This is a genomic window from Polynucleobacter sp. 39-46-10, assembly GCF_002282275.1.
In genome coordinates, this window is the sequence record NZ_NCJB01000010.1 from 1 (window position 1) to 19,506 (window position 19,506).

Below are 19,506 nucleotides of genomic sequence, written 5' to 3' on the forward strand. Positions count from 1 at the left end.
TTGGCCACAGTAGGCGCATTTTTAAAGCTCCTCAGCAGTTTCATTTATAATCCTCAGTCTTGGCCTGGTAGCTCAGTCGGTAGAGCAGAGGATTGAAAACGTAGGATAGAGGACTAAAACAGTTCTGCACATTGGGTCTAAGCACAGCAAGACTCACTGCCCGCTAAGCACCGAATCTATTGGCTCGCAGCGGTTTCAAATTTCCCAAAATTGGCATCGACAGCGTTGAGTTGGCAATCTGTTACATTCAAAAAGCAAGCCAAATCATCAATCAATTTGTGAATTTAATACCAAGGAATCACCATGTCTAATATTGCTCCCAAAGCGTTTACCGAAGATGCATTAGATAGACAAAAACTTGGAGAGAGTGTTTACAAGCTATTGCAACAGCTACCTAAAGGCGTTGTGGCAATTGATGGCGAGTGGGGTATTGGCAAAACATGGTTTGGTCAAAATCTTAAAACACTAATAGATTCAAAAAGTGAGTTTGGTTCGATTTGGATTGATGCGTTTCAGGCTGATTGGATTGATGATCCTGCATTAACTTTGATTTCTTCCATGGGCGCAGGCTTAGATGATGCTCAAAGAAAAAGTTTTTTTGACTCAGCAGCCCCTTTGATTGCAAGGGCGGTGCCAAATCTAATAAAAGCTGTTGCCAAAACTGCTGGAAATTTTGTTGGTGTTGATAAAGAAGTTATTGATACTGCAGCGGACATCTTAAAGGATGAGGCTGAAGAATTGATTCGTGCGAAATTAGATGAATTAGCTGAAAGAGAAAAAGTCCTCGAACATCTTAAAAAATTACTGGCTGATCATGTCAAGAAAGCTAAAGGTCAAAAGGTTGTTGTTATCGTTGATGAGTTAGATAGATGCTCCCCTGCTTATGCCATTCGTCTATTAGAAAGACTAAAACATCTATTTGATATAGAGGGGGTTATTTTTCTTCTGCTTTGGAACAGGAACCAAATTAAGCAGGCAGTTGAAGCCTTCTATGGGGCTGGAACAAATGGAGCAATGTATCTCGATAAATTTATCGACTATCCAATTGCAATGCCAATCACAAATTCAAGCACTAGCTTGCCGCCAATGGATAGGCTTATTAAGCTATTCTCAAAAAATATGAGCGAAGAAAAGCAGATGCGTTTTTTAAATAACTCATCTTGGTTGGTGGCAATATCTACCTTATTAAATTTAAATGCTAGACAATCTCAACGAATATTGGATTGGTGGACAGTATCCTCAACAAGGAATTTTGTAGCCTTGGAGTCATGGCTTATTGGGCTGAAGGCAAAATACCCGCTGATTTATCAAGGGATATGCTCTGAAGATTTATCAGCACATCATCTTGCTGCTAATTTATTAATAAACATAAAAGAGAGCGACAAAAACTATCGTGTTGCTCAAGTATTTATACGGCTGCATAGAAGTTACGAGAATGGTGTATTTGATGAGAAGGATGAAGAGTTAAAACAGTTTTGCGCAAGCTTCGGAGTTTCGTTATCTGAATCTATAGGAGTGGCGCGCAGGCATATTGAGAGCACCTTTGATTGATGCATTTGATTAGGCGTCCAATAACTAGACACTTAACTTCTTCAAACAACCCTTACACAAGCATTGATCTTTTGATTTGTCTTTAAGTGCTTGTTCAAGTTTGAGCTTATCAACTGCCACATCAAAGCACCAGCACTTCTTATCGCTAGCAATTTGACAGTCATTGGCTTTACCGCAGGCTGGGCAAATGGTCCCAATATCTTCCGTTCTCATGCCTTGATTCTACGGGGTTAGATAGATAGAGGATGTTTAATTGTCTGTTCTAAATGGAACAAATTCATTCAGCGTCTAGTTACAGGACGCCAAATATTTACTGACAGCCAAGATGCGAGATTCCTAAAACTCAGCATGAATCCTAAAAGACAGGATGTTTACAGGACCACGAGCAGAGTTGTAAGCTGGATTGATGATGTGTTGAAAGTTCAATCCTGCAAGCACATTTTTAATCACTGTAGCGTTGTAGTAAACCTCTCCGATTCTCTCAGGGTTATAAGAGATAGTTTGACTACGACTTGCATAATCACCAATGAAATAAGAAATACCGCCTGCTTGAAGATAGGCACGACGATAACTAGATAATCCATTTTGCATCATTGAGATGCCGACAGTATCATCAGGCCGCTTCCAACTTGTGCCATTCATGCCTAGACCAACTGAAATGGAGTTATCAGCTTCCGTAAAGGACATTGTCTCGGTATGACCATCGGAGGTAAATGCACGACCATAGATTCCTAAATTTTTTGTCAGAGCTTGTTCGGCATTAATACCAATACCTGTCTTAATTTGATTGCTGCTTCTGACATTATTAATAGCTTGTGTACCCTGAGCATTGTTCGCAATCACATAGTTAGTGGCATCTTGAAAGCGTGCCAATATCATACGGTTGCGATAGCCTAAGACGCTGACCTTACCAGGCAGTTCACCGATATTGTGCTGACGCTCAACTTCAATTTGATCACCATAGGCATTGAATATTTGCCAATTTAAGTCACGTCCATTGGGTGTCTTTGGAGCTAGCATTCTTGAAGCACGCATTACCCAGTTGCCAAGATACCATTCGCCAGCTAAACCCCAACTGTAGCCCCTCGCATCAGCTGCATAGTCATAAGCTAGGTAAGTCATATTGCCCCAGTTCATAAATTGAACTCGCGGGTCTTTTGCGTATCGACTGTCATCGAAAATATCAAGTGTGGAGAACTGACCACCTGTTAGAACCACTCGATTGCTGCTGACAGTTTGAGTGATTTGATTGGCTTCATTTTCAAGAACAACCTTTTCGCCCTCTTGATTAATCGTTTGACGCACAAAAGCACGGGCAGAGTAAAACTTAGCCTGAGCGCCATTTGCTTTTGTAGCTTCGCCGTTGGTGAAGCCACCCAAGCCTGCTAAGTCGGAGAATGGAACTCCAGATACAACCTCAGGATTGAAATACACATCTGTATTTGGGGCGATGCGAGCACCAAAAAATAAAGTGCCAGACCATGTGTAGCTCATCGACTTCAACGAATCTAGACTGTTTTGCCCAGAGTAGGATGAAGTGAAGTTGTTGTATCTCTGATTGATGTATGTGGTCTGACCATGTAGGTTTACGGGCATACCCCAAATGCTTCCCTCCGTGGGTAGGCCAGCAATGGGTTCGGCAAATGTCTCTATTTGGTCTGCGCCTGACCCAGCCTTTTGTGCAAAAGCAATATTAGGCAGTATGGCTAGCAGTAGGGTGCTAATTATGAACAGGCGCATTAGATCAAATATTTAAAGCAAAAATGTCACTGTATGACAAATATGTGACGGTTCTGTGTACATGGATTCAATGATTAGAGGCAAACAGGGCTTGAATCATAGCAATCCAATGCCAAAGCTCTTCATTATTAAGGCAAACAAGCCAAAGCAGATGACTGTTGCCACTACACACACACCCATCGTTATCCAAAATCCTAGCTTTGGAAGTAGGTATGGAAATAATAGAAACATAGGCAGCGTTGGAATCACATACCAAAAGGTGTAATAAGCGTGACTAGCAATCTTTTCTTCCGTTTGATTTTCTACATATAGCCATATCAGCGTAAGTATGGTCATGAGCGGTAATGCCGCAATAAAGCTTCCCAACTTATCGCTGCGCTTGGCTACTTCTGAAATGAATACCACCATTCCTGCCGTTAGTAAGTATTTGGTAATGATCCAAGTCATAACGCCTCCTTAAAACAACTTATCCACTTCAAGTAATGTCAGCACACCCATAATCGCAAATATAGCCGCGGCAATGGAGTGAACTAGCTTCATAGGAATCTTTGCCGCAAACTTATTACCAACAAATACCGCTGGTACATCCGCAATCAGCATTCCTAATGTTGTGCCAACCACTACAGCTAATGGTGCTGCGTAGTGAGCCGCCAAGGCGATGGTGGCCAATTGAGTCTTATCACCCATTTCAGCTAAGAAGAAGGTAATAAAGGTAGCGCCAAAGACTCCCAAGTGCTTTGCCACTTGAGTTTCTTCTTCCTCAATCTTGTCGGGTATCAAAGTCCAAATCGCCATACAAATAAATGACACTCCAAGAATCCATCGTAGGATTTCAGGATTCATCATAGAAGTAATCCATGCACCAAATGCACCTGCTAGACCATGATTAATTATGGTGGCAGCAAGGATGCCGAGAATGATAGGTATGGGTTTTTTAAATCTTGCCGCAAGAATAAAAGCAAGCAGTTGGGTCTTGTCACCCATTTCGGCAAGGGCAACTACACCAGTTGAAATAAGAAGGGAATCCATTTTTGATAGTCCTCTAGGCCGTGACATAAACAAATGACTACAACGCACCCACAGCCTAAGTAAGTGTTTGTAGTCAAAAGTCTTGCCAAGTATTAAACCGCTTACACCATAAGCCTAAGCTCAAGTATGTTGATGTAAGCCATCTTCTTTAGAGAAGAGAGGCTACTCCCTAGTGACAATTGAATTATAGCAAGCCAAATATGACAAGCTGATTGCAACAGGATTGAGGCACTTTAGCCCTGGTCGATTCCAGTCCTATTCCATCAAGCCTCGTTAGCTAGAGGATCAGTTATTGTCTGTTCGAAATGGAACAAATTTATTGGGCGTCTAGTTACGGGACGCTTAAAGATGTCGCGATAATTTCTAATGCTTGTGATGCGGTCTTGGCAGATTTTCCGCTACCAGATTTTCCGATTACAAAATATTTATTTTGATGAATGTAGATGTGTAGGTAAACTTCATTTTTCCCAGAGCCAATGACAATCTGCAAAACTGGCTCATTGCTTGCCCTGTCATAAGATTCAATAAAACTGGTGTAATCGAGTTCATTGGGATGGCTTTTAGCAATTTCTCGAATGAGGTTGGTAATGCCCTCTACAAGCTTGCAGTATTCTCGATGAAAATTTGGATCAGAGTGCCTAAGCTCTTCAATCGTAATAGCATGGAGTGCGCTATTAGCCATAGTTATTTCAAGATCTCTAGATGAACATAGGCGTCAAGATTATCCAGGGACCCTCGACCATCAATGCCGGCGAGTGTTAATGCTTCTTCCTTGAAGTCTTCAAGACTAGGGTGGCTGCCATCACCGCCCAGGCTCACAATGTATGTCCAAAGCACCCGATCTCTTTGATCTTTACGGTAGATATCGACAATGCGTCTCATAGGCCACCCCCCTCAAAATAACTATACGCCCAGATTGTCTAAATAGTTCTAATTTTTAATAGTGCATTGCGACAATTTGTCTTTACTTTGGCGACTATGAGTTGAGTAATAATGCCCTCCCATTCCATCAAACCTCGTTAGATAGGGGATCGCTTATTGTCTGTTCTATTTGGAACAGCCCTTCGGTATCTAGTTATGGATTGTTATACTGACCCGATAGTCCGCGTAAACATTCTTAGGTCTCGCAAACATGGAGGGAAGATGACTGCTGATGAATACCTTCAGAGCCTGCTCCAGAAGTATGCGGTGAACGTTTCCGGGGCGAATGCCGCAGGAAGCGCGATTTATCCCGTACTAGAAAAATGGGGGAATCAATACCTAAATAATGCTAGCTATTCTGGTTCGTTGGCAAAGGGCACTGGTATCTCAGCTGCAACAGATGCTGATATCTTTTTGTCACTTTCATCAACAACGCCCGGCAGTCTTGCCGATATGTATATGAGTTTGTACAACGCCGTTACAGCCGTTGGATATGTGGCACGAATGCAGGATGTCTCAATTGGGGTTACGGTTAATGGATACTCAATCGATTTGGTGCCAGGTCGTCGACATTCCCAATATGGTAACGACCATAGTTTGTATCGAAATAAAAAAGCAACTTGGACGCAAACAAATGTTAATACCCACATATCGTATGTGACTGGAAGCAACCGAATAGATGAGATCAGAATATTAAAGCTATGGCGTTTACGCCATGGACTTTCAATTTCATCTTTCTATCTAGAGATGGCGGTAATTGACTCACTTAGGTATGCGAGAGCTGGAAATATCGCAGTAAATGTTTGGCAGGCTCTAGAGCACCTTCGCGATAAGATTGAAACAGCGCAGTATATTGATCCTGCTAATACTAATAACATCGTGTCGGACGATTGCACGAAAGCAGAGAAAGCCGCTATTGCTGCCAAAGCGCGAGAATCTCTGGGGAAGAAAACTTGGGAAGAGATTGTTTGGTAATGAACAGGGCAAAGAATTCATCAAAAATCGATGGCAAGCATTTTCTGCGTGAGGCATTTATCGCAGAGCAAGAAGTATTGGCGGTTCAGTTAGATCTGTCTGGAAAATCTATCACTCACAATGGTGTAATGGGCGAAGTGAATGAGCAGCACTTCGTTCAAGCTTTAAAAAAATATCTTCCTAGGCGTTATGAGGTCGATCAAGGTATCGTAATTGATTCCAATGGTGCAACAAGCGATCAAATTGATGTGATCATATTCGATCATCAGTACACACCGACTTTGTTAGATCAGCATGCTCACAGGTTTATTCCAGCTGAAGCGGTTTACTGTGTTCTTGAAGTTAAGCCAACGATAAACAAGGAATATCTTGAATACGCTGCAGAGAAAGCTCGCTCAGTCCGAGTGCTTCACAGAACAAGCGTTCCGATACCGCATGCTGGTGGAGAGTATCAGCCGAAACCATTGTTTCCTATAGTTGCGGGAATTGTTGCATCAAAGGTCGACTGGGCTGAGGGCTTAGCAGGAGAACACTTTTCTTCCCATTTAGCAACGCTCAGCGGAGTTAGGTCACTTGATTGTGGTCTAGCGTTGTCCGATCGGGCGTTTGATACGTTTGGAGGATCTCTTGTAGTGACTGATGCACAGGGATCGCTAGCGGCATTTATATTTCGATTGCTTCAGCAATTACAGTCTCTCGGTACAGTGCCTGCTGTTGATTGGAACAGATATGCCTCAATTTTGAGCGGTTGCAATACTGAATAATTAGTAAGGCGGCAAGATCGCACCCATTACCTACTATAAGCATTTAGATAGCCGCCTCCTTGGGTTATTTATATAGCATTTTAGGGTTACGTCCATTCCCATCAAGCCTCGTTAGATAGGGGATGGTTAATTGTCTGTTCTAAATAGAACAAGCGTCTAGTTATTGGACGCATTAATTGGTAGCCGATTAGACTACTCTCCCTTGAAGCTAGTAACAGCAAAATCAATCAATGTTTTTACTCTCACCGATGTTTTATGGCGTTCGGCATATACGGCATAGATGTCAGCATCTGGAGTTTCAAAATTTTTCATCACTTGTATCAGTCTGCCAGACTGAAGGTGTTGTATGACATCCCATTCAGCTCGTAAAACTATGCCTTTTCCATCGAGCGCCCAGTTCACGGCAATGCCACCATCGTTTGTTGTTAAGTTACCGCGAACCTTTGCGCTATCGGTAAATTCCTTTTTTGACTTGCCTTTACCTTTTGAGAAGCGCCACAGTCCATAGCCTTCATCACCTTGGCGTATGCCAATACAGTTGTGTTTAATTAATTCGCTGGGTGACTTTGGTTCACCATGCTCTTTAATGTAAGCTGGGGATGCAACAAGTATTCTTTTGTTGGGGGCTATCAGCCTAGCAATGGATCTAGAGTCGGGTGGGTGACCAAATCGAAAACAAACATCATAAGCATCATCAGTAATCGGTGGAGGATTTACTGATAGTTGTAATTGAATATCTACCTGCGGAAATTTTTTAACATATTCAGCAATTAAAGGGGCAATATGACTTCTCCCAAATCCAAGCGTTGCATTGACCCTTAATAAACCTTGCGGAGCTTTTGTTGAGCCCCACAGCATGTGCTCAAGATCATCAATTTCACCCAAAATTCTTCTAGCATGGTCAAGATAGATTTCGCCCTCATGGGTGAGGCCCATTCTTCTAGTGGTTCTGTTGACCAGCACCAAACCCAGGCGAGCTTCCATTTGTGCCAAATGCTTACTAACAGCGGCAGTTGTTACTCCAAGCTCACGGGCAGCAGCCCCAAGGCTGCCAGAGCTGATGAGCGTTGAAAAGAACCCTAAATCACCTGGATTAATGCTTTTGGCCATTGTTTATTGTTAATTAAAAGTTAACTATGCTTTAACTTTATACATGATTTTTTAATATCCATACAACATATAGTGCCAATATTCCAATGAGCAATCAGCTCTGGAAACTACTCATGGAGGAGATGGGATGTTAAAAAAGATATCTAAAACGAGTTTGGCTGGATTGCTATTATGTGGCGCTATTGGCGCATCAGCGCAATCATATCCATCAAAAACAATCACGATTGTGGTGCCATTTCCACCAGGTGGGACTACAGATGTTTTGGCGAGGACGGTTGCTCAGAAGTTGGGGCCAGTTCTTGGCCAATCAGTGATCGTTGAAAACAAGCCAGGTGCTGGCGCCACCTTGGGTGCTAATTTAGTTGCTAAATCCAATCCTGATGGCTACACCCTGTTTATGGGCGCTGTTCATCACACAATCGCCCCAAGTGTTTACAAAACTCTGCCATATAGTTTTGAAAAAGACTTCACACCAATTACTACAGTGGCATTGGTTCCAAACATCATGGTGGTTAGCGCAAACTCACCTTATAAGACTGTAAAAGATGTTATTGCTGCGGCCAAAGCTAAACCAGATGAACTGTCTTATGGTTCAAATGGTAACGGCACAGCGCAGCACATGATTGGCACCCAATTTCAAATGATTACTGGCACCAAGTTACTTCATGTGCCATACAAGGGAAGCGCTCCGTTGACAACAGATTTGTTAGGCGGTCAAGTCACCATGTCATTTGACACAATTACTCCGGTGTTGCCATTTATTCGTGAGAATAAATTGCGCCCACTGGCTGTGACAACTGCAAAGCGTTCATCTACATTGCCTAGCGTCCCAACGTTAGCAGAGGCTGGTGTGCCCGGAATTAATATTGGTACTTGGTTCGGTTTGCTAGCTCCTGCTGCTACGCCAAAAGATATTACTGCCAAACTTAATGCTGAAATCGTTAAGATCATTAAGACACCTGAGTTCCAAAAGCAAATGTTCGATATTGGTGCTGAGCCAGTCGGCAATTCACAAGCCGAAATGGGCAAACAAATTAAAGAAGAAACATCCAAGTTCTCTGAAGTCGTTAAGGCAGCAAACATAACTATTCAGTAATCACCCAGCGAATTAATAAAGGAAATTACCCGTGGATAAGCAATCATCCGTAGTGGATAAGGAAGCAGCAGTCGCTGATTTAACAAATGTTTTATCAAAGTTCACCGCGTATATTGGCAAACGTTTACCAACAGATGTCACTACAAAGCTTGGTGAGCTTCGAAGTAAAGAAGTCAATTTCTTGGCCAAGGAAGTATTTGAGTCCATGCGAGAGAATCAAGAATTGGCTGACAAGTTAGATCGGCCAAGCTGCCAAGATACTGGTGTAATTCAGTACTTCTTATCTGCGGGGTCAAATTTCCCATTGTTGGGGGAGTTGGAAGATATCTTGGTTAATGCAACCCAAGGCGCCACCAAAGAAGGGCCATTACGTCATAACGCCGTAGAAACCTTTGAAGAAAAAAATACTGGTACCAATACTGGATCTAAGATCCCCTGGCTGGATTGGGAAATTATTCCTGGCGCTGATTACTGCATCGTTGACGTATATATGGCTGGTGGTGGTTGCACATTGCCGGGCGCTGCAAAAGTATTGATGCCAGGGCAAGGCTATGAAGGTGTTGCTGAGTTTGTGTTTGATGTCATCACATCACGCGGCGTTAATGCCTGCCCACCTTTATTAGTAGGAGTTGGAGTTTCAACTTCAGCAGAGACCGCAGCTCGATTGTCAAAGAAGGCCATTTTGCGCCCCGTTACTTCTAGACACTCAAATGATAATGCGGCCATGATGGAGGAATTGCTAACCGAAGGTTTAAATGAATTGGGTTTAGGTCCTCAAGGTTTAACTGGTGCCAATAGCGTCATGGGTGTCAATATTGAGTCATCAGCTCGTCACCCATCAACAATTGGGGTAGCAGTATCAACCGGCTGTTGGGCACATCGTCGCGGCAAGATCAAAATCAACGCCGATATGTCCTATGAAGTCATTTCCCATGAAGGATTTAAGGTATGAGAAAAGTTTTGCAGACCCCAATTAAAGATGAGGATTTAGAGGCTTTAAATATTGGGGATGTGGTTTATCTCACTGGAACTTTGGTTACTTGTCGTGATGTTGCTCATCGTCGCTTAATTGAGTTGGGTCGAGAATTACCTGTAGACCTCAAAGGTGGAGCGATTTTTCATGCAGGACCAATTGTTCGTCAAAAAGATGATGGCGAATATGAGATGGTCTCTATTGGCCCAACAACCTCTATGCGCATGGAGAAGTTTGAAAAAGAATTTATCAAACAAACCGGCGTGAAGTTGATTGTTGGTAAAGGTGGCATGGGCATTGAAACGCAAGAGGGCTGTGTTGAGAACAAGGCAGTTCATGCCATTTTCCCAGGCGGCTGCGCTGTATTGGCGGCCACTAAGGTTGAGAAGATCGAAGATGCTCAGTGGAAAGACTTGGGTATGCCAGAGACATTATGGGTAAATCGCGTTAAAGAATTTGGTCCTTTAATTATCTCAATTGACACTAAAGGCAAAAACTTGATTGAAGAAAACAAAAAAGTTTTTAATGCAAAGAAAGGCCCAATTCTGAGCAAAATTAACGAGAAGATTCGTTTTATTAAGTAATTGAAATCAAATTAATCAAGTGGGGCGCTATACCGCCTCCTTGATTAACTGAAATGATTTGATTGTGAGGAGAGATTCATGTTGTCTCAGAACATCCAAAGCAGTTTTATTAAGTCTTTTAGAAGTCATTACCCAACTAGAACCTGGTGTATCAACCAGTCGATATCAGACGAAAGCTATTGGACTCTTCCTTTGTGTTTGGCAGAAGCAAAAAAATACCGCACAAGAGATGAATGGGAGAGATCTAGCCCTATTAGCTACCAAAAAGCCATTAATAGAGGCTGGCTAATTAAATGTACAGCACACATTGTTGGCTTTAAACGAAGATCTACTGTGCCAGTAATTTGGACTCTAGAGCGTTGTATAGAGATGGCTAAGCAATGTCAAAAACGCGCTGAATTTAAAGAGAGATTTCATTATCCGTATGAGAAGGCTAGGAAAAATGGATGGCTAGACATTTGCTGTGCACACATGGGGAAAGTGGTCTAGTGCCCGTTGTATTCTTAGTTGCCCTTCGCAAGTCTCCCCATATCAAGCCTCGATAGACAGAGGATATGTAATTGCCCGCTCTAAATAGCCGAAGTCGAAGTTTCTTCTTCTGAGATTCGGCTACTCCACTCATTGGCAAGATTTAGGTAGTGAGAATAAACTGCATCATCATTAATGCGAGCCTTCTCTAGAAAAACTTTTATTTTGGGCTCTTGAAGCGGATAGTAGTAATAAGACCAAAATGATTCATAGACTAAGTCATTATCAAAGGCCTTTTTGTTCACAAGTCCTGCAAGCTGTTCAAGCCTATTTAGAAATGCTTTTATTTCTTCGGCTGAGGCTGTTTGATTTTCGGCCTTATGCCATCCTTTTTTAAGTTCGGCGGCATGACGATCAATATAGGCAATTGTTTCTCTATAGGAAGCAATTTTGGAGTCGGCCCTAAGTTTCCAAAAGAATGCTACTAGCCCGCCGGAGATGGTTACTGCTGATACAGCTAGGTATGCCCAGTCTCGAGCGGTAAAGTAATTGCAATCCATATCATCCTTTGTTATTGGGGAAATCTTCCCACTTTCGCATGAATTCAATAATCTCTGCCAGCCCAATTCCATCAAGCCTCGATAGATGGAGGATTAGTTATTGTCTGTTCCAAATGGAGTAATTTATTCGGAGTCTGGTTACGAGACGCCTATAAACTCTTCAAGATTTTTCTTCATAGATAATGACTTCAATGCCAAATTTACTGGCCAGCGGCTCAAGAACTGAATCACCCAAAGTACAAATAGCTACAGCTTTAATAGATTTTGGTTTATGGGATTTCATGAGTTCAGCCGAGAAAACTGCCTGACCAAGCAAATTCATTCCAACTCTATTTGCTTTAGTTTGTATAACAACAATATCTTTATCTTTAACGTCTACCTCATACGCTTTGCATATTTGAGTTTTTTCACCCAAAATAACAACTCCATCTAGCAATCTCTGGGCATTGTCTTTGGAGCGAGCAACTGCGGGGAACTCTTCGACTAAGGTCCCACCGATAGACTCCCAGTATCTTCTTGTAAGGTGAGTTTCATGTTTGCTCATCCCCTGATCATAACTTAGCAATTAATGCATGGTCCAACTTAGTGTGCCTTATACCGCTTTAAGCTCGAGACTCATGTCAGAAAATTTATATAGCATTAGCTATTGCATATATAGATAAAAAAACCTACTTGGCGTCTAGTAACGGGACCCTTAGGTTAAAGTTAGATTACTTACTACAGTTTTAAGGGGTATAGATGCCTGAAGTAAATTTTTCTACGTTCTTTCCAGAGTTTGATGGACTTTATGATGATCAAGAGATGGAAAAGATTTGGGTTGATCAAAGCGCCCAATTCCGCGAATTCTGGTCCAAAAGGGTTTTGGGGTCAGATTCAGGCATTATCTCTGACGATGATTGCGACAAAATCATCAAAATTATTGATCGAAGCGGTAAGGGCAACAACAAGGATACTGAGGCTATTGCAAAGGCAATGGTTGCTCAGGGCTCATGGCGGCGTTTATTTAATGAGCTCCATAGAAATCGAAAATTAGGAATTGCAGTTAATAAGATTTTGATTGAGCAAGATCCAAAAGCCAAAGCTCAATATATTGATGAGCTCTATGGAATGGAGGAGGCGCAGAGGATTTACTTGACGGGAAAAAGCGGCAATACGATCTCTGTATTTTTAGCTGCATATGATCCGTTTTCAAATCTTTCTATTATTTCACTTAAAGATCGCAAGTTGCTCTTAGAGTGCCTTAAGTCGCCATACGTAGAAAATTTTGACTCTCAAACTATTGGCGCCAAGATAATTCAATCAAATGCTTCTTTGAATAATGCAATTAAAGCGACTGGCGTAACTGGCAATGCCAGAAAAATTTCTAGATATTGTTACTTTGCGCCTGTTAAGGAGCTTTGGCGTGGAGAATTTTCAGCGCCCCAAGAAGTTTCCCCCAGCAACCAATCAAAAGAATTTATTGTGACAGTCGCGTCTGATGATGCTGACGAACGGTCGGATGATGGAGAGGTGAGGGAATCAATCAAGATTCAGGGGTTGCTAGCCAAGATTGGCGAAGAGATGGGTTTTGATATTTGGCTACCAAATCCTGATCGCGTTAGAGTATCTAAGGTATGGCAACCAAAAGATCCGCGCACTCTATTAACTACATTGCCGCTTTCATACGATAAAGCCACTCAAAGCACGATTAGCTTAATCGACGTAATTTGGATTAAAAATAAAAGATCAATTGCGCGGGCATTTGAGGTGGAGCACACTACATCGATTTACTCTGGCATCTTAAGAATGGCAGACTTAGTTGCATTGCAGCCTGATATCAAAATTAAGATGCATATTGTTGCACCACTAGATAGACAAGAAAAATTTTCTACTGAAATTAGAAGACCCGTTTTTTCTTATATGACTAACGGCAGGTTATCTGACATGTGCACCTTTATTTCTTACGATGATGTAAAGCATATTGCTGAGCTTGAATATTTAAGTCATACAAGAGATGGAATTTTAGAGAGTTTTGAGGTTAGCGCCGAGCGATCAGACGAATAGTCAAGCGTCCTGTAACTAGACGCTTGTATTGATGCCTAACTAACAGCAAGCTCACCAACCTCTAGGGCTAGATGGAAATAATGGCGCTGCTGGAAAAGCTGGCGCAGGCGGTGAGTTATATGAGTTTTGAGAGCCAGATGGGATAGGTTGCAAGGTATTAGCTGTCCCCAGTGGTAATCCAAGACTATTGCTAAAGAAGGTGGTATTGCCTACTTGAGAAGCCGTACCTATTGGCAAGCCGTTTGAATCACTATAAAAAGTAGTATTGCCAACCTTATTAGCTGTGCCAAGTGGTAGTCCTGAAGAGTCACTAAAGAAAGTAATTTGTGCATGGCAGGGTAAGACAATTATGGCCAATAAAATTGAAAGTAACTTCACGTTATCTCCATTTTCTATAGACCGCAGGCAATTCATATTGACTGTAATCTGTTGGTCTAGGCCAATAGCAGGGCTGCCCATGCAAGCAATGCTTTTGTAAACGAATTGCTTTGATCTCTTTTAGGAGATGTTGATAGTATTTACCCAACTTCAACCCAATGCGATACAAGGCCCCATGTTGCTCAATCGGAACGCCATCACATACCAAAAATAAATCCCCCAATTTGATTGAATTTTTCATGGCGACCTCAAAAACAAGATACGACTGTGCCACAAATCGTACAGACCGATATTTTTCCATTAACAATCACGGTTTGAGTGGTGTAGGCATTGGCAATCTGATTGGCAATGAGACTGCTAAGGATAATGAAGCGTAAGCCAAAACCAATTAGATGCTTTTGCATATGACCTCCTAAGTAGAGGCTTTAGATTAAGCTGTCACAGGCTCAATAAGTGAGCTAGAGAATAGATAAATTTAAACCCAAAAAGTGACGCTGTACTTTTGCTCTGACCCCCTGTAACGTTTGTTGCTAAGATCATTTTGACTATTAAAACATTAAAAATGACCATCTTCATATAAGTTTGGTGCGAAGATGACCCTTATCAGTAGAATCAGATTTATGGACACCATAGCACCAAGAGATTTAAAAGAATTAAAGGAGGCGGCCGATAAAGGTGAGCCTGAGGCAGCATATAGTCTCGGTAAATTGCATGAGTCTGGAGATGGCGTTGATCAAAACTTTGAATTAGCATTCCAGTACATTGAGGAAGCCGCCAAATCAAATCATCTAAAGGCCGTGCATGACTTAGGCGTTATGTACTTTAATGGTGCTGGGGTAGAGAGAGATGTAGAAAAAGCAACCAAACTATATTTAAAGGCGGCCAGTGGCGGAAGCGGTCTGTCTTCCTATTGCCTTGGTCTAAACGAAGAGCTCGGAGCAAATGGCAAAGTCGATATTTCCCTTGCAATAGTTTGGTACTTAATTGCTTGTGCCCAATCTAACTTTGAAGCAAGAAAAAGAATATTAAGCCTCAGTCCAGGCTTGAGTAAATCAGATTGTGAAAGAATTATTCAAACTCTCAAAGATTTATCTGAGCATGGGTTTACATGGGCTCAAGTGGCACTTGCAGACCAGTATCTAATTGGCGAATTTACTCCTGTTAATTATCAAACTTCATTTGATCTGCATCAATCGGCAGCAAATAAAGGCATTACGTTTTCTAAAGAGCGCCTAGGCACTTTTTTTCTTGAAGGACTTGGTATAGAGAAAAATCTTGAAAATGGAGTGCGCTATTTAACTGAGGCAGCTGAAGAAGGAAATCCAGATGCTCAAGCTAGGTTGGCTTATCTATATCTTAATGGCATTGGGGTGGAAATCGATCAAAAACTAGCATCAGACTTATTCATTTTGTCTGCAGAGCAAGGAAATATGAATGCAATAAACGATCTTGGCAATATGTACGAGAAAGGTATTTATTTCCCCCAAGATTTAGTAAAAGCATTTAATTGCTATCAAATGGCAGCAAACATGGGGTCTAGCATATCGATATTTAATCTTAGTAGGCTGTATGGGGTTGGATTTGACGGGCTCCCCAAAGATGAAGTTAAGGCATTTGAATATTTAAAAAATGCGGCTGATGCTGGCTGTCCTGAGGCTCAGTTGAATATTGGATTGAAGTATTTTTGGGGCAATGAAATTCAAAAAGACATTCAAAAGAGCGTTGAGTATCTCTCACAAGCGGCCGATGCGGGCCAAATTACTGCAATGGGTCATTTGGGCCTCATGTATCAAAAGGGGGATGGAGTTGATTTGAATCCCCTTAAAGGATTTGAACTAATTAAATACGCTGCCGAACACGGCGATTCTGGCAGCTTAAATAATTTAGGGTGGGCATACCTTGAGGGTATCGGCACAGAGCCAAATAAAAATTTAGCATTTAGTAATTTTTTTAAAGCAGCAAATCTTGGGCATACGACTGCACAGGTCAATTTAGCTAATTGTTACGAAAATGGCTGGGGTACGGTAGTAAATTTGCTTGATGCATATAAATGGTTTTCGGTTGCAGTACACCATGGATTTGACGCCAAAAAATCAATAGAAATTTTGTCAGAAAAATTAACATCTCAGCAAATACTAGAGGCAGAGAGATTTGTATCTGAATGGGCTTAGATTAATAGATATTCCAGGGCTTGGAGTAACGGGCGTCTAGTTATTGGACGTTATAACTCTGTAGTGCCTTCGCAAGCTCTTCCTTTACTCTTTTGCGTAGGCTGGCTGGTGCCAACACCGCAACGCCTGATCCGTATTTCAATATATCCATGACAAGCTCAGGATCTTGGTTGTAATCAAACTCCAAAAGGTAATTGCCTTCTTTATCAAAAGAGCCTATCTGTTGCCCATGCCATGTTTCGCTGCTTACCCATCGTGCTTTTTCTGCGTTGAACTTTAGCTTAGCTCTTTGATTGGCTTTGCCCGAAAAGATCCCATAACTTTCTGCAAAGTGTTCATGTAATTGCTTTTCTGAGATTTCATCGGCTTTGGTATTGGTAATGATTGCCTTGCGAATTCCATCGAGAGCAAAACTTCTTAAATCTTTTCTTAAATGACAGTAGGCATCTAAGTACCAGTTATCTCTATAAAAGATTAGACGTTGGGGTGATATTTCTCGCTCAGTTGTTTTATCAGTTCCACGGGCGTAGTAAGTAATTTGTAGTCGCTGTCTCTTTAGTAAGGCGCTTCCAATCTCTTCAAAGTTTTCAATAGGGCTTTTTCTAGCGGCCATGCCAAATACTTTTAGTCTTTTGCGTAGCTCTTTGGCTGGCGTGTTGCTCTGTCCAAGAATCCCGTCAATGATTGAAGTCAGGGGTGCAATGTGAGGTTCAATTAAGCCACCCTTATCTAAGCCTGATAAAAGGTGTTGCATGAGAACTAGTGCAGTAGCTTCTTTTTCCGAGAACCATAAACCAGGTAGTTCAATCTTTTCTCCAATCGTTTGCCTACCAAAACAGTAGCCACCTTTGAAACGGTCATACACGATAGAAGCATTCATCCTGCTGCGAAGATATTCAAGATCTCTTTTGAATGTAGCTTTGGATATTTCTAGCTCGTTTAAGAAATCATCAAGCGGCACGCATTGACGTGCCTGAATCATGTATTTAATTTTGTGAAGCCGCTCTACATCACCCATAGATGCCTCACAAGAGAAGTCTTAATATGACTACGATAAGCGATAAGATAATCAGAACTAATGTCATTAATGTGTGCTGATATGTTGTTGTAATTAAAGCTGATTTAGCCATCCTCACCCAAATATTAATACTAGAAACTAAAAATATCGCCTAAAAAATAATCTTCTCCCACTGACAATCTCAGGCGCTTGGCTTGATGCCATTGCTAAAGTTTCAGGGGTTTGGCTGACAAGGGCATACTTTCTGGCTGCTTTTGATGCCGGCAAGCCCGCAATAATTGCCGCATCAATTGTTGCTTTGACAATAAAAGGCTCTATTCTTGGATTCTTGAGGGAAATTTGTAGCGGTACCAAGATGCTTAGGATGATTGCACTGGAAATCACGGCGCTATCGCTTGGATGGGGTGTAGCCAATACGATTACCCGAGTTGTCAAAGTAATTGGTAACTCCAGTAGGTGCTTGTACTTCGTAAGCTAGGCGATTACCTTTATTGTCGTATACCCCATTGGTGGCATTGAAGTTATTCGGGCTATTGTTGTAGTTATAAGGACTGTTTTGCCAGTTGTAAGAGCTGTTATTAAAGTTATTAGGGCTGTTCTCCCAGTTATAGGCAGAAGCACTAAAAGGAACTGCTTGGGCAAAGCTCTTTTGGGCATATAAAGCTGCTTGGGCAAATAAAAAGATGGTGATTAGGTATTTCATGACTATCTCCTGGGTGAATATGGAGATAAATTACAGTTTGATGGGCTCATAGAGTGAGCTATTGGGATAGTAATGTCGTTTAAAACGACAAAGTTAATGTGTGTGCGTGTGGCGTAAGGCCTGTATATAGAATGGTGAGAGTAGACGCTTAGTACAATAAAAGTTAAGAAGCAATGGAGATCTAGATAATATGGCAAATAAAAGCCTTACAAACGCCAAGCGTGCAAAAAATGACGAGTTTTATACGCAGTATGTAGATATTCAAAAGGAAGTTGAGGCTTATTTAGATTACGATCCAAAGGCGTTCAAAGGCAAGGTTCTCTACTGTAATTGCGATGATCCTTATGAGAGCAATTTTTTTCGATATTTCGTACTCAATTTTAAAAAACTTGGTCTTAAGCAGCTCATAACTACAAGTTACAAACCATCGCCTGTAGCAAATACTCAGTTGGAGCTACTTGGGGGTTATGAAGAGGAGCCAAACTCAAAAGGGCGGCCTAAGGCTACCGCTAATAAATTCATAATTAATAAAGTTCAAGATGTTAATGGCGATGGCGAATTTAATCTTATGGATGTTGCTGAGCAGTTAAAAGCAAATAAGGCAAATGAGTGGACACCGCTAGACGGCGATGGGGACTTTCGTAGTCCTGAATGTGTTGAGCTGCTTAAGCAGGCGGATATCGTAGTGACTAACCCCCCATTCAGCTTATTTCGGGAGTATGTCAAACAACTAATGGACTATAAAAAACAATTCTCAATAATTGGGAATATGAATGCAATTACCTACAAAGAAATTTTCCCCCTTATTAAAGAGGACAAGATTTGGCTTGGTGCAACCGGAAATGGAAACGATATGGTGTTTGCAGTTCCTAACGGCTCAGAAATTAACGAAAGCGACAGGCAAAAAGCCGCTCGTATGGGGTATGTTGGGGACTTTACTCGACTTGGTAATTCATGTTGGTTTACAAATCTTGACCATGGGCGTCGCCATAGGCCGCTGCCCCTAATGACTATGGCGGAGAATTTAAAGTTTAGCCGTCATAAACAAATTAAAGGTAAGAAAAAGTATGACACTTATGATAATTACGATGCAATAGAGGTGCCTTTTACAGACTCTATTCCAAGTGACTACGAGGGTGTTATGGGTGTACCGATTAGTTTTTTAGACAAATATAACCCCGACCAATTTGAGATTCTAGGAGCAACGCAACGCGGCTGCCATGACGCAGTTCCTGACATCAAAAAATATGATGATTATTGGGAGGTTCGTCAAGATGGTAGGCGAACTGGTTCCTCAGGTGGGAAGACAAATGAGAACGCCAATCTAGTCGGAAATGATGGAAAGAAAAACTACTTCATCAATAAAGAGGGGCGAGTTATTCAGTCTGCATACCAAAGAATTTTTATCAGGCACCGTTAAAG

24 protein-coding genes and 1 riboswitch are annotated in these 19,506 nt (G+C 41.7%); of the genes, 9 read left to right on the forward strand and 15 right to left on the reverse strand.

Features of this window, described 5'->3' with window-relative positions:
• Positions 1–303: 303 nt before the first annotated feature.
• A complete protein-coding gene (locus tag B7X71_RS01950) occupies positions 304–1,551 on the forward strand; it encodes a P-loop NTPase fold protein (protein WP_293597077.1) in 1,248 nt (415 codons plus the stop codon).
• Between the two features lie 24 nt (positions 1,552–1,575).
• Here the strand turns inward: B7X71_RS01950 and B7X71_RS17860 are convergent, their stop codons facing one another.
• The 6 genes from B7X71_RS17860 to B7X71_RS01975 form a co-directional block, all read right to left on the reverse strand.
• Positions 1,576–1,764, reverse strand: a complete 189-nt coding sequence (locus B7X71_RS17860; protein WP_293597078.1) for a cysteine-rich CWC family protein — start codon at positions 1,762–1,764, stop codon at positions 1,576–1,578.
• Between the two features lie 123 nt (positions 1,765–1,887).
• Positions 1,888–3,291, reverse strand: coding sequence for a carbohydrate porin (locus tag B7X71_RS01955; protein WP_293600144.1), 1,404 nt, complete (start codon positions 3,289–3,291; stop codon positions 1,888–1,890).
• Positions 3,292–3,387: 96 nt separating this feature from the next.
• A complete protein-coding gene (locus B7X71_RS01960) occupies positions 3,388–3,738 on the reverse strand; it encodes a DUF3147 family protein (RefSeq protein ID WP_293597080.1) in 351 nt (116 codons plus the stop codon).
• 9 nt (positions 3,739–3,747) lie between these two features.
• Entirely contained in the window at positions 3,748–4,320 is a 573-nt protein-coding gene (locus B7X71_RS01965; RefSeq protein ID WP_293597081.1) for a TMEM165/GDT1 family protein, read from the reverse strand.
• Between the two features lie 7 nt (positions 4,321–4,327).
• A riboswitch (yybP-ykoY riboswitch) is annotated at positions 4,328–4,503 on the reverse strand.
• A 148-nt stretch (positions 4,504–4,651) separates the two neighbouring features.
• Positions 4,652–5,002 (reverse strand): hypothetical protein, encoded by a 351-nt coding sequence (locus tag B7X71_RS01970; RefSeq protein WP_293597082.1) that lies wholly within the window; start codon positions 5,000–5,002, stop codon positions 4,652–4,654.
• A 2-nt stretch (positions 5,003–5,004) separates the two neighbouring features.
• Positions 5,005–5,202: a hypothetical protein gene (locus tag B7X71_RS01975; protein ID WP_293597083.1), complete on the reverse strand. Its 198-nt coding sequence runs from the start codon at positions 5,200–5,202 to the stop codon at positions 5,005–5,007.
• 261 nt (positions 5,203–5,463) lie between these two features.
• On the opposite strand from B7X71_RS01975, the gene B7X71_RS01980 reads away from it, so the two are divergent.
• Positions 5,464–6,216 carry a nucleotidyltransferase gene (locus B7X71_RS01980; RefSeq protein ID WP_293597084.1) on the forward strand — a complete coding sequence of 251 codons (753 nt, stop codon included), beginning with the start codon at positions 5,464–5,466 and terminating at the stop codon, positions 6,214–6,216.
• Positions 6,216–6,980 carry a DUF6602 domain-containing protein gene (locus B7X71_RS01985; RefSeq protein ID WP_293597110.1) on the forward strand — a complete coding sequence of 255 codons (765 nt, stop codon included), beginning with the start codon at positions 6,216–6,218 and terminating at the stop codon, positions 6,978–6,980. Before B7X71_RS01980 ends, B7X71_RS01985 begins: the two co-directional genes overlap by 1 nt.
• A 192-nt stretch (positions 6,981–7,172) precedes the next feature.
• Here B7X71_RS01985 and B7X71_RS01990 read toward each other — a convergent pair whose 3' ends face one another.
• Positions 7,173–8,090, reverse strand: coding sequence for a LysR family transcriptional regulator (locus B7X71_RS01990; RefSeq protein ID WP_293597085.1), 918 nt, complete (start codon positions 8,088–8,090; stop codon positions 7,173–7,175).
• A gap of 127 nt (positions 8,091–8,217) precedes the next feature.
• On the opposite strand from B7X71_RS01990, the gene B7X71_RS01995 reads away from it, so the two are divergent.
• Genes B7X71_RS01995 through ttdB form a run of 3 tightly spaced genes read left to right on the forward strand, consistent with a single transcriptional unit; the run spans position 8,218 to position 10,743 of the window.
• Positions 8,218–9,186: a tripartite tricarboxylate transporter substrate binding protein gene (locus tag B7X71_RS01995; RefSeq protein WP_293597086.1), complete on the forward strand. Its 969-nt coding sequence runs from the start codon at positions 8,218–8,220 to the stop codon at positions 9,184–9,186.
• 52 nt (positions 9,187–9,238) lie between these two features.
• On the forward strand, positions 9,239–10,138 hold the full coding sequence (ttdA, locus tag B7X71_RS02000; protein WP_293597111.1) for a L(+)-tartrate dehydratase subunit alpha: 900 nt from the start codon (positions 9,239–9,241) through the stop codon (positions 10,136–10,138).
• Complete coding sequence (ttdB, locus tag B7X71_RS02005; protein ID WP_293597087.1) at positions 10,135–10,743, forward strand: L(+)-tartrate dehydratase subunit beta; 609 nt, start codon at positions 10,135–10,137, stop codon at positions 10,741–10,743. The genes ttdA and ttdB overlap by 4 nt, the downstream gene beginning before the upstream one ends.
• Positions 10,744–11,312: 569 nt before the next feature.
• Here the strand turns inward: ttdB and B7X71_RS02010 are convergent.
• Positions 11,313–11,771, reverse strand: a complete 459-nt coding sequence (locus B7X71_RS02010; RefSeq protein ID WP_293600145.1) for a hypothetical protein — start codon at positions 11,769–11,771, stop codon at positions 11,313–11,315.
• 160 nt (positions 11,772–11,931) lie between these two features.
• Positions 11,932–12,315 carry a hypothetical protein gene (locus tag B7X71_RS02015; protein ID WP_293597089.1) on the reverse strand — a complete coding sequence of 128 codons (384 nt, stop codon included), beginning with the start codon at positions 12,313–12,315 and terminating at the stop codon, positions 11,932–11,934.
• A gap of 194 nt (positions 12,316–12,509) precedes the next feature.
• Between B7X71_RS02015 and B7X71_RS02020 the strand changes: the two genes are divergently transcribed.
• Positions 12,510–13,814: a hypothetical protein gene (locus B7X71_RS02020; protein WP_293597090.1), complete on the forward strand. Its 1,305-nt coding sequence runs from the start codon at positions 12,510–12,512 to the stop codon at positions 13,812–13,814.
• A gap of 51 nt (positions 13,815–13,865) precedes the next feature.
• On the opposite strand, the gene B7X71_RS02025 is transcribed toward B7X71_RS02020, so the two are convergent.
• Genes B7X71_RS02025 through B7X71_RS02035 form a run of 3 tightly spaced genes read right to left on the reverse strand, consistent with a single transcriptional unit; the run spans position 13,866 to position 14,596 of the window.
• Positions 13,866–14,192 (reverse strand): hypothetical protein, encoded by a 327-nt coding sequence (locus tag B7X71_RS02025; RefSeq protein ID WP_293597091.1) that lies wholly within the window; start codon positions 14,190–14,192, stop codon positions 13,866–13,868.
• 1 nt (position 14,193) lies between these two features.
• Positions 14,194–14,433 carry a hypothetical protein gene (locus B7X71_RS02030; protein WP_293597092.1) on the reverse strand — a complete coding sequence of 80 codons (240 nt, stop codon included), beginning with the start codon at positions 14,431–14,433 and terminating at the stop codon, positions 14,194–14,196.
• 7 nt (positions 14,434–14,440) lie between these two features.
• Positions 14,441–14,596: a hypothetical protein gene (locus B7X71_RS02035; RefSeq protein ID WP_293597093.1), complete on the reverse strand. Its 156-nt coding sequence runs from the start codon at positions 14,594–14,596 to the stop codon at positions 14,441–14,443.
• 189 nt (positions 14,597–14,785) lie between these two features.
• Between B7X71_RS02035 and B7X71_RS02040 the strand changes: the two genes are divergently transcribed.
• Positions 14,786–16,363, forward strand: a complete 1,578-nt coding sequence (locus B7X71_RS02040; protein WP_293600146.1) for an SEL1-like repeat protein — start codon at positions 14,786–14,788, stop codon at positions 16,361–16,363.
• Between the two features lie 40 nt (positions 16,364–16,403).
• Here the strand turns inward: B7X71_RS02040 and B7X71_RS02045 are convergent, their stop codons facing one another.
• The 3 genes from B7X71_RS02045 to B7X71_RS02055 all read right to left on the reverse strand — a co-directional run bounded on the left by B7X71_RS02045 (position 16,404) and on the right by B7X71_RS02055 (position 18,084).
• Positions 16,404–17,381 (reverse strand): YafY family protein, encoded by a 978-nt coding sequence (locus B7X71_RS02045; RefSeq protein ID WP_293597095.1) that lies wholly within the window; start codon positions 17,379–17,381, stop codon positions 16,404–16,406.
• 138 nt (positions 17,382–17,519) lie between these two features.
• Complete coding sequence (locus B7X71_RS02050) at positions 17,520–17,795, reverse strand: hypothetical protein (RefSeq protein WP_293597096.1); 276 nt, start codon at positions 17,793–17,795, stop codon at positions 17,520–17,522.
• Positions 17,770–18,084, reverse strand: coding sequence for a hypothetical protein (locus B7X71_RS02055; RefSeq protein ID WP_293597097.1), 315 nt, complete (start codon positions 18,082–18,084; stop codon positions 17,770–17,772). The genes B7X71_RS02050 and B7X71_RS02055 overlap by 26 nt, the downstream gene beginning before the upstream one ends.
• A 190-nt stretch (positions 18,085–18,274) precedes the next feature.
• Between B7X71_RS02055 and B7X71_RS02060 the strand changes: the two genes are divergently transcribed.
• Positions 18,275–19,504, forward strand: coding sequence for an adenine-specific methyltransferase EcoRI family protein (locus B7X71_RS02060; protein ID WP_293597098.1), 1,230 nt, complete (start codon positions 18,275–18,277; stop codon positions 19,502–19,504).
• The last annotated feature ends 2 nt before the right edge of the window (positions 19,505–19,506 follow it).

Excerpts from the sequence above, each read along its gene's own strand:
- B7X71_RS01955 (WP_293600144.1), bottom strand. The coding sequence starts at position 3,291 with ATGCGCCTGTTCATAATTAGCACCCTACTGCTAGCCATACTGCCTAAT.
- B7X71_RS01965 (WP_293597081.1), bottom strand. The coding sequence starts at position 4,320 with ATGGATTCCCTTCTTATTTCAACTGGTGTAGTTGCCCTTGCCGAAATG.
- B7X71_RS01995 (WP_293597086.1), top strand. The coding sequence starts at position 8,218 with ATGTTAAAAAAGATATCTAAAACGAGTTTGGCTGGATTGCTATTATGT.
- B7X71_RS01980 (WP_293597084.1), top strand. The coding sequence starts at position 5,464 with ATGACTGCTGATGAATACCTTCAGAGCCTGCTCCAGAAGTATGCGGTG.
- B7X71_RS17860 (WP_293597078.1), bottom strand. The coding sequence starts at position 1,764 with ATGAGAACGGAAGATATTGGGACCATTTGCCCAGCCTGCGGTAAAGCC.
- B7X71_RS01970 (WP_293597082.1), bottom strand. The coding sequence starts at position 5,002 with ATGGCTAATAGCGCACTCCATGCTATTACGATTGAAGAGCTTAGGCAC.
- B7X71_RS02030 (WP_293597092.1), bottom strand. The coding sequence starts at position 14,433 with ATGAAAAATTCAATCAAATTGGGGGATTTATTTTTGGTATGTGATGGC.
- ttdB (WP_293597087.1), top strand. The coding sequence starts at position 10,135 with ATGAGAAAAGTTTTGCAGACCCCAATTAAAGATGAGGATTTAGAGGCT.
- B7X71_RS02010 (WP_293600145.1), bottom strand. The coding sequence starts at position 11,771 with ATGGATTGCAATTACTTTACCGCTCGAGACTGGGCATACCTAGCTGTA.
- B7X71_RS02015 (WP_293597089.1), bottom strand. The coding sequence starts at position 12,315 with ATGAGCAAACATGAAACTCACCTTACAAGAAGATACTGGGAGTCTATC.
- B7X71_RS01960 (WP_293597080.1), bottom strand. The coding sequence starts at position 3,738 with ATGACTTGGATCATTACCAAATACTTACTAACGGCAGGAATGGTGGTA.
- B7X71_RS02040 (WP_293600146.1), top strand. The coding sequence starts at position 14,786 with ATGACCCTTATCAGTAGAATCAGATTTATGGACACCATAGCACCAAGA.
- B7X71_RS01985 (WP_293597110.1), top strand. The coding sequence starts at position 6,216 with ATGAACAGGGCAAAGAATTCATCAAAAATCGATGGCAAGCATTTTCTG.
- B7X71_RS02055 (WP_293597097.1), bottom strand. The coding sequence starts at position 18,084 with ATGAAATACCTAATCACCATCTTTTTATTTGCCCAAGCAGCTTTATAT.
- B7X71_RS02045 (WP_293597095.1), bottom strand. The coding sequence starts at position 17,381 with ATGGGTGATGTAGAGCGGCTTCACAAAATTAAATACATGATTCAGGCA.
- B7X71_RS01975 (WP_293597083.1), bottom strand. The coding sequence starts at position 5,202 with ATGAGACGCATTGTCGATATCTACCGTAAAGATCAAAGAGATCGGGTG.
- B7X71_RS02020 (WP_293597090.1), top strand. The coding sequence starts at position 12,510 with ATGCCTGAAGTAAATTTTTCTACGTTCTTTCCAGAGTTTGATGGACTT.
- B7X71_RS02060 (WP_293597098.1), top strand. The coding sequence starts at position 18,275 with ATGGCAAATAAAAGCCTTACAAACGCCAAGCGTGCAAAAAATGACGAG.
- B7X71_RS01950 (WP_293597077.1), top strand. The coding sequence starts at position 304 with ATGTCTAATATTGCTCCCAAAGCGTTTACCGAAGATGCATTAGATAGA.
- B7X71_RS01990 (WP_293597085.1), bottom strand. The coding sequence starts at position 8,090 with ATGGCCAAAAGCATTAATCCAGGTGATTTAGGGTTCTTTTCAACGCTC.
- B7X71_RS02035 (WP_293597093.1), bottom strand. The coding sequence starts at position 14,596 with ATGCAAAAGCATCTAATTGGTTTTGGCTTACGCTTCATTATCCTTAGC.